Raw genomic sequence first — 12,276 nt, forward strand, 5'->3', positions numbered from 1 at the left:
AAAAACTAAAAAAATGAAAAAAATATTCAACGTTTTATTAGTGGCTCTGGTAGGTTTATACCTTATCTCATGCTCTAAAGAGGATGATAAACTAGAGTTAAATAACACTTCACAGGGGAAAATAACCTCAGATAAATCTTCTGTAGTGCTTGATGAAACTAAAGCAGGACAAAATGCACTGACTGTTACCTGGGAAAATCCAACTTTTACCCCAAGTGTAGGTTTCAACAATTCTCTACAGTTTGCAGTAGCGGGAACAGGTTTCGCAACAAATGTACTTCAGGATCTGCCTTCAGACCAGAAAACTTTCTCACTTACTCATTTACAGCTTAATAACATCCTTGCGCAGCTGAATGTTGCGCCTGATACCGCTAAGCCTATTGAAGTGAGAATGAGAACTGCATTAAACAGTACTACTTTCTTTTATTCAAATGTAGTTACTGTGAATATGACAGGATATAAGCCAAATCCGGACCTTATTTATCCAAAAATTAATGTTCCTGGAGGATATGCCGGAGCAGCAGGATATGCAGATTGGGAGCCAACCAATTCACCCAACTTATTTTCACCTGAGAAGAATGATAAATACAGAGGCTTTATTTATGTTACCAATCCTAACAGTGAGTATAAATTTACAATCAATCAAAGTTATACAGGAGATAAAGGAGACGATGGTACTTTTACAGGTAAATTAGTGGAAACAGGGGAAGTTAATATAAAAGCTCCTACAGCAGGAACCTACTATATTAAAGTAGACTGGGCTGCAAATACATACTCTTCAGTTTTAGCCAACTTCGGAGTTATTGGAGATGCAACGCCTACAGGATGGGGATCTGATACTGATTTTGTTTATAACCCTGCAACCAAAACGTATGTTATCAATTCAATTGCTTTATCCAATACAGGAGTATTTAAGTTCAGAGCTAACGATGATTGGGCAATAAAGTTCCAGCCAAAAGATGCAGAGCAGACTCTGGCTTCAGGAACTGCTGTTCAGTCTTATTTAAGTGCAGAAGGAACTGTTACAGGGGACCCGGGATATAAAGTTTCTCAGGCAGGTAATTATAAAATTGAACTGGATTTACACAATTCAGCCTATTACAAGCTAACCATTACTAAATTGTAAATCAAATTCAAATAAAGCAAAGTGCTGCTTTACCGCAGCACTTTATTTTTTAAGTTAATTAAATAGTCATTATGAAGAAAATTACAGTTGGAGCGCTTTTGCTCTCAATGATGTTTACAGGTGTGAAAGCCCAATCTTTAAAATCTCCGGACGGAAAGTTCGAAATGAACTTTCAGCTGAAAGAAGGAGTACCTTACTACAACCTTAAGTATAATGGAGCGGTAGTGGTAGAAGATTCTAAATTGGGATTGAGATTATTTAAAGACACAGCTATCAAGTTCGCTTCTGAGATTGCCAAACCAGAAGATGCAAAATACGATCTGAACAACGGTTTTGCAAAGACAGATGAAAAAAGAGACTCCAAAAATGAAACCTGGCAGCCGGTTTTAGGAGAAAAGAAAAATTATATCAATCATTACAACGAACTGGCAGTTACCCTTAGCCAGGCTTCTACAGACAGAAGTATTGTGGTAAAGTTCAGGTTGTTTAATGATGGTCTGGGATTCAGATATGAATTCCCACAACAGAAAAACCTTAATTATTTCGTCATCAGAGAAGAAGATTCTGAAATCGATTTCCCTACCGATATGAAAGCATGGTGGATGGTTGCGGATTATGATTCTCAGGAATACCAGTATCAGGAGACCAAAGTATCTGAAATCCCTTCAAAATGGGACAAAGCATACGATGCAAACGCTTCCCAGTCATTGGTGAAGAATGCAGTACAGTCTCCCTTGATGCTTAAAAAAGAAGGAAAAGAGCCATTGTATATCAATGTTGCTGAAGCTGCAGTATTAGATTATCCGGCTTCCCATCTTGAAGTAGACGCACAGAACTATAAGTTCAAAACGCATTTGACTGCTGACAGACAAGGAGCAAAAGGGTACATCCAGACTCCTTCGGTAACGCCTTGGAGAACCATTATAGTAGCTCCAAAAGCAGAGCAGGTGATGGATTCTAAAATGATCTTCAACCTTAACGAGCCTACGAAGTACACTGATACTTCTTACATTCACCCTACAAAATACATGGGTGTTTGGTGGGAAATGATCATTGGAAAATCACAGTGGGCATATTCTACTGCGGAGAATGTTCATTTGGGTAAAACTGATTTTACAAAATTAACTCCAAACGGAAAACATGCAGCTAACAATACAAAAGTAAAAGAATATATTGATTTTGCCGCAGAAAACGGATTCCAGGGATTGTTGATCGAGGGTTGGAACATCGGTTGGGAAGACTGGTTCGGACACTCAAAAGAATTTGTTTTCGATTTTATTACTCCTTACCCGGATTTTGACATCAAAATGTTGAATGAATATGCACATTCGAAAGGAATTAAACTAATCATGCACCATGAAACTTCAGGTTCTGCCACGAACTATGAAAGATGGGCGGATAAAGCGTTCCAGACGATGAATAAGTATGGCTATGATGCTGTGAAAACCGGATATGTAGGAGATATTATTCCTAGAGGAGAACATCATTACTCTCAGTGGACGATTAATCATTATTATAGAATTGCTGAAAAAGCAAATGACTATAAAATCATGGTTAATTCCCACGAATCTGTACGTCCAACAGGAGAAAGCCGTACCTATCCGAACTACATCTCTGCAGAAGCAGCACGTGGAACAGAGTATGAAGCGTTCGGAGGAAACAAGCCAGATCACCAGACCGTTCTTCCGTTTACAAGATGGATGGGAGGTTCTATGGACTATACACCAGGAATTTTCCAGACAAAACTTGACTATTATTTCCCTGGAGATAACCGTTTTGTAAAAACTACGCTGGTAAAACAGCTGGCACTTTATGTAACTATGTATATGCCGCTTCAGATGGCTGCAGACCTTCCTGAAAACTACAAAAAGCATATGGATGCATTCCAGTTTATCAAGGATGTGGCAGCAGATTGGGATGATACCAAAATTTTGTCAGCAGAGCCCGGTGATTATGTAGTTACAGCAAGAAAAGCAAAAGGAACTGAAAACTGGTTTGTTGGAGGTATTACCGATGAAAACAAACGTGAGTATACAGTAGATTTCTCATTCCTGGATAAAGGAAAGAAATATGAGGCAACGATCTATGAAGATGGAAAAAATGCTGATTATATTGATAATCCTCAAAGCTATAACATCTACAAGAAAGAGATTACAGGAAAATCAAAAATTAATTTTAAAATGGCAAGAAGCGGCGGTTTCGCAATTTCTATCAAACCAGTAAAATAATTTTAAAGATACACTAAGGTGCCCCGGTTTATCGAATTTTCGATGGCCGGGGTATTTTTTGTTATTTATCCTCTGTCTGTTGAATGAGTTGGGAATATTGATTTTCAGATTCTGGAATCTGTTCTTTTACTTTCAGAGGAGTTCCGGTTTTTACCTTTTCTTTATATTCTTTCTGATACTGTTTCACCGTTTTTCCGGTTCCGTCATGTCTCCATCCCGGTGAATAGAAAAGATACTTTATACGGTCTTTGAAAGAAAGTCCCGGTTGTCTGATATCTTTTCCTATTCTTCTCCATTCATAGAATAGAGTAGTTGCCGGATCTTTAGATTCCATCTTAGGATAGATTCCATATTTCACAGGAACCTTAGGATCTTCTTTTTCAAAAGTTCCAAAAATTTTATCCCAGATAATCAGTCCCATTCCCATATTACGGTCCAGATATTTGATATTACAGGCATGATGAACCCTGTGATGGGAAGGAGTCACCAGGATATATTCTAAAAACCCCATACTTTTAATAGATTGGGTGTGTACAAATGTACCATAAATCTGTATAGAAGAATACGCTACCAGAATATGCCACGGATGAAAGCCCATGAATGCTAATGGGGAGAAAAAAAGATACCTGTACAGCGGCTGAAATACAGGGCTTCTGAATCCCGTACTGATATTGAAATAGTCAGAATTGTGATGCGTAATATGTACAGCCCAGAAAACACGTGAATGATGATCCACATAATGATGGACGTAATAAGCAAAGTCCTGAGCCAGGAATACAGCGATCCAATACCATATTCCTTCCTGCCAGTCGAAAAGACGGTGCTGGTAAAAGAACATCATCACGAATAATGAAAATCCTTTCATGATAATATCTAATCCATAATTAAGCAAGGCGAAAAGAACATTTGTTGCAACATCTTTAGTCTCATATATTTTCTCTTTATTAAAATGGCTATAGGCCATTTCCAGGAAAATTATAGTAGCAAACACAGGGATTGTCCATGTATAAACAACATCTGGTCCTTCAGTTTTGAATATATTACTGAAATCCAACATTTTTTCTATAAAACTAAAAATAAAAAGCATGGAAAATGAATTTTATACATGAATTTTTTATGAAAAATTTAAGTATTTGTTATAAAATCAAAAATAAGGATATTTATACTTATGATTTCAGATAAAATGAACTCAAAAAAAGAAACTTTCTCTTGTATTTTTGGATGTATATATAAAAATTTAATGCTAAATTGAACATTAATATGAAGACAATATATGTAGCATTCGCCCTTTCGATAGCTTCCTTCGCTTTTTCCCAGAAAAATCTGGAAAGAGTAGAGCCGGCTTTCTGGTGGAAGGGAATGAAAAACCCTGAACTTCAGATTCTTGTTTACGGAAAAGATGTAGGCAATAACGAGGTTACCCTTTCAGATGGAATACAGATTAAAGACATCCGGAAAGTTGATAATCCTAATTACGTTTTTATTACAGTTGATACCCACGGGATAAACGTTCCAAAGTTTACCATTCATATTAAAAAAGGTAAAAAGAATATTGGCTCGTATATCTATGAGCTGAAACAAAGAAATCCGGGATCTGCCAACCGCGAGTCTTTTACTTCAAAAGATCTTATGTATCTGATCATGCCGGACCGTTTTGCCAATGGTGATGAGAAGAATGATTCAAGGCCGGAACTTACCGAAAAAGCAGATCGCAGTTTGCCAAACGGCAGACATGGAGGTGATCTCCGCGGCATCATCAACAATCTTGATTATATTCAGAATCTGGGAGCTACTGCCGTTTGGCTTACTCCCGTGAATGAAGACAACGAAAAAGTGTATTCCTATCATGGTTACGCCCAGACTGATCTGTATAAAATTGATGGCCGCTACGGAACCAATGAAGATTATAAAACATTATCCCAGGAGTTGAATAAGCGGAACATGAAGCTGGTGATGGATTATGTAACCAACCATTGGGGAGGCTCACACTGGATGATTAAAGATCTTCCTTCCAAAGACTGGATACATTGGTTTGAGGATGGAGAAAAAGGATTTAAGCGCTCCAACTATAAAACGACAACGCAATTTGATACCAATGCTTCTGATATTGATAAAAAATATGCGCTGGACGGATGGTTTGATACCACCATGCCTGATATCAATCAAAAAAATCCACTGGTCCTGAAATATCTGATTCAAAATGCAATCTGGTGGATCGAATATGCTGAACTGGGAGGCTTCCGTGTAGATACTTATCCTTACAATGATAAAGACGCCATGGCAAAATGGGCCAAGGCAATTACTGATGAATATCCCAAATTCAATATCGTAGGAGAAACATGGCTGTATACGGCAGCACAAATTGCGGCGTGGCAGAAGAATTCGAAAATCGGAGCGATAGAAAATTATAATTCAAATTTACCTTCGGTAATGGATTTTATGCTTTTTGAAAATATACCTAAGGCACTCAAAGAAAAAGAAAGCTGGGATAAAGGCATGATTAGAGTTTATGACTCTTTTACCAGTGATTTCCTTTATCCGGATATCAATAATCTTCTGGTCTTCCTGGAAAATCATGATACTGAAAGATGGAATGAAATCTTTAACGCAAGCCCGGAGGCTTATAAATTAGGACTTGCCATGATCTCGACAGTGAGAGGGATTCCACAGATTTATTATGGATCAGAAATAGGTATGAGAGGCGATAAAATGAAAGGAGGTGATGCGGATATCCGAAGAGATTTTCCAGGAGGCTGGAAGTCTGATTCTCAGAATGCCTTCAATCCATCTACTCAGACTCCGGAACAGAAAGAATTTTTTCGGTTTACTCAAAAATTATTAAACTGGAGAAAAGGAAAAGACGTAATTCATAATGGGAAAACTAAAAATTTCGTTCCTCAGGATGGTGTTTTTGTGTATTTCAGATATAATGAAAAAGAAAGTGTAATGGTGGTCATCAACAATAATGAAAAAGATCAGACGTTAAACTTGAAACGATTTGCAGAATCACTGAATGGGTATACAAAAGGAAAAGAAGTAATTTCAGGAAAAGAAATTTCATTACAAAACAGTATGAATATCCCTGCAAAAACGCCATTCATCATTGAACTAGAAAAATAATTAATATATATGAAAAAACTAACGACTGCTTATACCTTAATCCTTGTTGTACTGGGTTTTTCTTTATTTACCGCGCAATCAAAAACCGGATTTGAAAAAGAAAAAACGGAAATCAGTACCATGCTTGATACCTTTAATGCAACGGCTGCAAAAGCAGATTATAATGCCTATTTTAACCTCTTTGCAGATGAATCCACGTTCATTGGAACAGATGCTACCGAAATCTGGGATAAAAAAGCATTTATGGTATGGGCAAAACCTTACTTCGATAAAAAGAAAACCTGGAATTTTAAAGCGTTGAAAAGAAATATTTATTTCAGCAAAGACGGAAAATTAGCCTGGTTTGACGAATTATTGGATACCCAGATGAAAATTTGCAGAGGTTCCGGAGTGGTAGAAAAAATCAATGGCAGCTGGAAGGTAAAACAATATGTTCTTTCTGTAACAGTACCTAATGAGGTGGTAGATAAAGTGGTTACTGAAAAAGCACCTATTGAAGATGCGTTAATTCAAAAACTGAAGTCATAATGGCGATAATGATGGGGAAAAATGATACCGGAGCAGCGGGAAAAAGAATAAAACCAGACTTATCAATGCTCCAGATTATTAATATGAGCATGGGATTCCTGGGAATCCAGATGGCATTCGGATTACAAAATGGAAATGCGAGCCGTATTCTGGGGAATTTAGGAGCTGATGTGCACGAGTTATCCTGGTTCTGGCTGGTAGCTCCCATTACAGGACTCATTGTTCAGCCTATTATCGGCCATATGGGAGATAATACGTGGAGTCCGTTGGGTAGGAGAAAGCCCTATTTCCTGATTGGCGCTGTTTTATGCGCGATAGGATTGGTTTTACTTCCGAATGCCGCATCCGTTACCCAGATGTTTGCCGCCAATGCTCTTCTGTTAGCGGTAATATTTCTCGCGATGATGGATGCTTCGGTGAATATCGCAATGGAGCCTTTCAGAGCTTTGGTAGGAGATATGCTCCCGAAACATCAGGGTACGATAGGATTTTCTGTACAAACAATTCTGATCGGAATTGGGGCCGTATTAGGATCTTATCTTCCGGACTGGTTAACAAAAATGGGGATTTCCAATGAAGCACCAGCAGGGTTTGTAGCTGATAATGTTATTTATTCTTTTTATATCGGGGCAGCATTGTTGATTATATCAATTCTGTATACCATTATAACAACCAGAGAATATTCTCCACAGGAATTTGCTGATTTTGAAGATGGAAAAGAAGCAGATCAGCACAAATCCAAGTTTTCAGATATTTTCAAAGATTTTGCTGCGATTCCTGCACAGATGAAAAAGTTGGGAATTGTTCAGTTTTTCTCCTGGTTTGCATTGTTTACGATGTGGGTTTTCACAACCAGTGCGTTGGCCACCCATCATTTCGGACTTTCCCCGGAAGATACCCATTCCAAAGCATTTAATGATGCCGGAGACCTTACCGGAAAGCTTTTCGGAATGTATAATCTTTGGGCAATTCCGTTTGCTTTTCTGTTGACTCCAATAGCGAAAATGATTGGTAAAAAGCAGACTCACGCTTTAGCTTTATTGTGCGGAGGTTTGGGGCTTGTTTCCATGTATTTTATTAAAGACGTCAACAATTTATGGATCTCAATGATCGGATTAGGCTTTGCTTGGGCCAGTATTTTAGCAATGCCTTATGCGATGCTTATTGAGGTGATTCCACAACGGAAAATGGGTGTTTATATGGGAATATTCAATTTCTTTATTGTGATTCCACAGATTATCAATGGTTTATTCGGAGGTCCTGTTGTAAGTGGTATTTTCGGAAAACAGGCAATGGATTATGTTGTCGTAGGAGGTGTTTGCATGCTCATTGGAGCCGTAGTAACTATGATTTTTGTGAAATCTGAAGATGAAACGCCTAAGGAAATTGAAGAAGAAATCAAGCAGGTACACTTTTAAAAATAAATATCCTTTTCCGTAATAATAGCTTCGACAGGCTCAGCCTGACATCGCATAAAAATTCCGGTTAGTATTCGGGTTGTCACCCTGAGCCTGTCGAAGGGTTATCAATAAGAAACCTTTGTTAATCATTAATCTAGGGTATTAGGAATAAGTTAACTGGTTTAAATAAGTATCAATAGGAGCGGGCTTTAGCCCGCTTTCTCTTTAAGTATTAATCCATTGGCTTTAGCCAAAACTTAATATTTATCCTTTATATATTTATTTGTTTTCGATCTTCAGAATATAATAATCTCCCGCAGATTTTCACCGATAACACAGATGTTTTTGCACTTATTTATACAATTGGTGTAATCCATCAACCTTTAGAAGAAAAAATATACGGTATAAAATTTTATCGCAGATAAAATCTTTGCGCCTTAAAAACATATTGAAAGTAAAAAAATCGCGTCTTTGCGTAATCCAACCTAAAATGATCCTCACTTTCTGAGCTCTCTCAACCTTTTTAACTTCTCCAAATTTCCTTTCTTAACCTACATCAACTTTTTAAACGCCTGCTTGCCGTACATTTGTACTATAAATAATCACAGAAATGAAAACAGTATATCATAAAGCAGATTCAAGAGGCCATGCCAACCACGGATGGTTGAATTCTTACCATACATTCAGTTTTGCCAACTATCAAAACAGAGACAGAACAAACTTCGGAGTTTTAAGAGTATTAAACGACGATACCGTTTCTCAGGGGATGGGCTTCGGAACACACCCACACAGAGATATGGAAATTATTTCAATCCCTTTGGAAGGAGATCTGGAGCATAAAGATTCAATGGGAACCACAGCGGTGATCAGAAAAGGAGAAATTCAGGTGATGAGCGCCGGAACCGGTGTAATGCACAGTGAATACAATAAAAATAAAGACGAGGAGGTAAAATTCCTTCAGATTTGGGTGTTCCCAAAAGAACAGAATGTTGAGCCGAGATATGATCAGAAAAGCATCAAAGAAGGCGAGAAAATCAATGGATTCCAACAGATTTTATCTCCCAATAAAAATGATGACGGAGTTTGGATTCATCAGGACGCCTGGTTCAACTTGGCCAACTTTACAAAAGGAAATGGCAAAAATTATATGCTCAACAAAAAAGGAAACGGAGTGTATGCATTTGTTTTAAAAGGAAGTGCAAAAATCGGAGACCGCGTTCTGAATGAAAGAGACGGGTTGGGAATCTGGGATACACAGAGCTTTAATATTGAAGCAGTAGAAGACACTGAAGTATTATTAATGGAAGTCCCAATGGAACTGCCGTCTTATCTTAAATAAAAAACTAAATTTGTAATCTTAAAATAAACCTCACCTATGAAAATTTTAGCAATAGCAGGAAGTAACTCAGAAGCTTCAATGAACAAACAGTTGGTAGCATATGCATCAACATTATTTGAAAATGCAGAAGTAGAAGTGATCGATTTAAATCCTTTCGAAATGCCTATCTATAAACATGAAAGAGAATTAGCAGGTGGTGTTCCACAGGAAGCTCATGATTTTGCAGCAAAAATTGACGGTGCAAATTTATTATTGGTTTCTTTGGGAGAGCACAACGGAACGTACTCTACAGCATTCAAAAATGTATTCGACTGGGTATCCAGAATCAAAGACAGAACAGTCTGGAATGAAGTACCTATGCTATTGATGTCTACATCTCCCGGAGGTAGAGGTGGAGCAGGAGTTTTGGAAGCAGCATCAAAGCGTTTCCCTTTCCATGGAGGAAATGTGGTGGAAACTTTTTCACTTCCTTTCTTTAATGATAACTTTGATAAAGTAGCTCAGAAAATTTCTAATGAAGAGAAAGACAGTGAGTTAAAAGAAAAAATAAAGAAGATTGCAGCCATTGAAACAATCCTTGAAAAATAGAATTTGAATATTCATTTAAAATTACTATTTTTGCAAAAAGAAAAGAGATGAAAATTCAGACCTCCTATAAACAATATTTTTCTCATAAAGGGAAAGTTGTGGGCTCTGAAATTCTGAGATAAAATAACGGCCGATAATCTGAAAAGATTGTCGGCTTTTTTGTTTTCTAAAATCGAGTATAAAAGTAATTGAAATATTAAAAGATAATAAGATTCCGGAAACCGTTACTAGATCATAAATAGTATGAAATCTGAAATCTGAATCTAAAAATCTAAGCAGACATGAGCAACACTTACAAATCAGCAGGAGTAGACAAAGAAGAAGGATACAAAACGGTTGACAAGATCAAAAAAGCGGTCGGTGAAACCCACAATTCCAATGTACTGAACCACTTGGGAAGTTTTGGTGCTTTCTATGAAATCGGTGGATACAAAAATCCGGTTCTTGTATCAGGAACAGATGGAGTGGGAACAAAGCTGAAAGTAGCGTTAGATACCAAAAAATACGATTCTATTGGGGTAGATTGTTTCGCAATGTGTGCTAACGATATCCTTTGCCACGGAGCAAAACCGTTATTCTTTTTAGATTATCTGGCTTGTGGAAAGCTTGATTCCGAAATCGCTGCAGAAATCGTTTTAGGAATGGTTGCCGCTTGTAAGGATAACAACTGTGCTTTGATTGGCGGAGAAACTGCTGAAATGCCGGGAATGTACCAGCCGGGAGATTATGATGTTGCAGGATTCTGTGTAGGAATCGTAGAAAAAGACCAGATCATTGACGGTTCTAAGATAAAAGCTGGAAACAAAATTATTGCATTACCAAGCTCAGGATTCCACTCAAACGGATTCTCTTTAGTAAGAAAAGTATTTCCGAACTTTGAAGAAGAATTTGAAGGAAAACCCTTATATGAAACACTTTTAGTTCCTACGAGACTATACTATAAGGATATCCATAAAGTATTGGAAGAAGTGAAAGTAGAAGGAATTGCTCACATCACAGGAGGTGGTCTTTACGAAAACGTTCCTAGAATTATTCCTGAAGGACTTTGTGCTTCTATCGATGAACAAAAAATCAGAATTCCTAGTGTGATGCTTGAACTTGAAAAAAGAGGCGGAGTGACACGTGAAGAAATGCACGGAACATTCAATATGGGTGTAGGAATGGTAATCGTTGTAGATGCTGAACATGCTGAAAAAGTATTGCATCTTTTAGATGATGCTTACGAAATCGGAGAAATTACTGAAGGAGCAGAGAAAATCAATTTAAAGTTTTAGAAGCTTAATCCCGCTTTCCGCTATATCTTTTTTTGCCGGTGCTTTTTTACAAAGCCATTCAAAAAAAGGATGCCGCTGCAATCGGGGCTAATTAGAAATATGAAGAATATCGTTGTACTCGTATCCGGTTCAGGAACCAATCTGCAGAGAATTATTGATACTATTGACTCAGGAGAAATCCGGAATGCAAAAGTAACTTTGGTGGTAGCAGACAGAGAATGTTTCGGATTGGAAAGAGCCAAGAATCATAATATAGAAAACATACTCATTCCAAGAGGAAAGAATTTCAGCAGTGAATTGGCTAAAGTAATCCCTGAAAATACAGACCTTATTGTATTGGCAGGATTTTTATCCATCTTAAAATCTGAATTCTGCGAAAAGTGGAATGGTAAAATAATCAATATTCACCCGGCCTTGCTTCCGAAATTCGGAGGAAAAGGAATGTGGGGAATGAACGTTCACAATGCAGTTATTGAAGCTAAAGAAGTAGAGAGTGGGGCGACTGTACATTTTGTGACACCGGGCATTGACGAGGGAGAAGCTATTCTTCAGAAATCTTTTGAAGTAACCGCTGATGATACTCCTGAAACCCTGGCTCAGAAAGTTCACCAGATTGAATATGAAATTTTCCCGCTGGCCATCAATAAGGTTCTGGGAAACTAATTCCTTTCCT

The 12,276-nt window shown here is 37.7% G+C and carries 10 protein-coding genes; 9 read left to right on the forward strand and 1 reads right to left on the reverse strand.

The annotated features are described in order from the left end of the window. Positions 1–13: 13 nt before the first annotated feature. Positions 14–1,126, forward strand: a complete 1,113-nt coding sequence (locus tag J2786_RS01990) for a SusE domain-containing protein (protein WP_047432038.1) — start codon at positions 14–16, stop codon at positions 1,124–1,126. Positions 1,127–1,197: 71 nt separating this feature from the next. Then, entirely contained in the window at positions 1,198–3,354 is a 2,157-nt protein-coding gene (locus J2786_RS01995) for a glycoside hydrolase family 97 protein (RefSeq protein WP_047432036.1), read from the forward strand. Positions 3,355–3,415: 61 nt separating this feature from the next. Here J2786_RS01995 and J2786_RS02000 read toward each other — a convergent pair whose 3' ends face one another. Continuing rightward, complete coding sequence (locus J2786_RS02000; protein WP_047433338.1) at positions 3,416–4,411, reverse strand: sterol desaturase family protein; 996 nt, start codon at positions 4,409–4,411, stop codon at positions 3,416–3,418. A gap of 203 nt (positions 4,412–4,614) precedes the next feature. On the opposite strand from J2786_RS02000, the gene J2786_RS02005 reads away from it, so the two are divergent. From J2786_RS02005 to purN, 7 genes are all read left to right on the forward strand, one after another. Next, the gene (locus J2786_RS02005; RefSeq protein WP_052186995.1) at positions 4,615–6,474 is read left to right on the forward strand and encodes a glycoside hydrolase family 13 protein; all 1,860 of its coding nucleotides are present in this window, start codon (positions 4,615–4,617) and stop codon (positions 6,472–6,474) included. Positions 6,475–6,483: 9 nt separating this feature from the next. After that, a complete protein-coding gene (locus J2786_RS02010) occupies positions 6,484–7,002 on the forward strand; it encodes a nuclear transport factor 2 family protein (RefSeq protein WP_047432030.1) in 519 nt (172 codons plus the stop codon). Beyond that, complete coding sequence (locus J2786_RS02015; protein WP_052186994.1) at positions 7,002–8,420, forward strand: MFS transporter; 1,419 nt, start codon at positions 7,002–7,004, stop codon at positions 8,418–8,420. Before J2786_RS02010 ends, J2786_RS02015 begins: the two co-directional genes overlap by 1 nt. Before the next feature lie 592 nt (positions 8,421–9,012). Then, on the forward strand, positions 9,013–9,741 hold the full coding sequence (locus tag J2786_RS02020) for a pirin family protein (RefSeq protein ID WP_047432027.1): 729 nt from the start codon (positions 9,013–9,015) through the stop codon (positions 9,739–9,741). A 36-nt stretch (positions 9,742–9,777) separates the two neighbouring features. Then, on the forward strand, positions 9,778–10,329 hold the full coding sequence (locus J2786_RS02025; protein WP_047432024.1) for an NADPH-dependent FMN reductase: 552 nt from the start codon (positions 9,778–9,780) through the stop codon (positions 10,327–10,329). A 281-nt stretch (positions 10,330–10,610) separates the two neighbouring features. Further along, the gene (gene purM / locus J2786_RS02030; protein ID WP_047432021.1) at positions 10,611–11,603 is read left to right on the forward strand and encodes a phosphoribosylformylglycinamidine cyclo-ligase; all 993 of its coding nucleotides are present in this window, start codon (positions 10,611–10,613) and stop codon (positions 11,601–11,603) included. A gap of 99 nt (positions 11,604–11,702) precedes the next feature. Beyond that, complete coding sequence (gene purN / locus J2786_RS02035; protein WP_047433336.1) at positions 11,703–12,266, forward strand: phosphoribosylglycinamide formyltransferase; 564 nt, start codon at positions 11,703–11,705, stop codon at positions 12,264–12,266. Positions 12,267–12,276: the final 10 nt, after the last annotated feature.

This window comes from Chryseobacterium vietnamense (genome assembly GCF_031454475.1).
Classification (GTDB): Bacteria; Bacteroidota; Bacteroidia; order Flavobacteriales; family Weeksellaceae; genus Chryseobacterium; species Chryseobacterium vietnamense.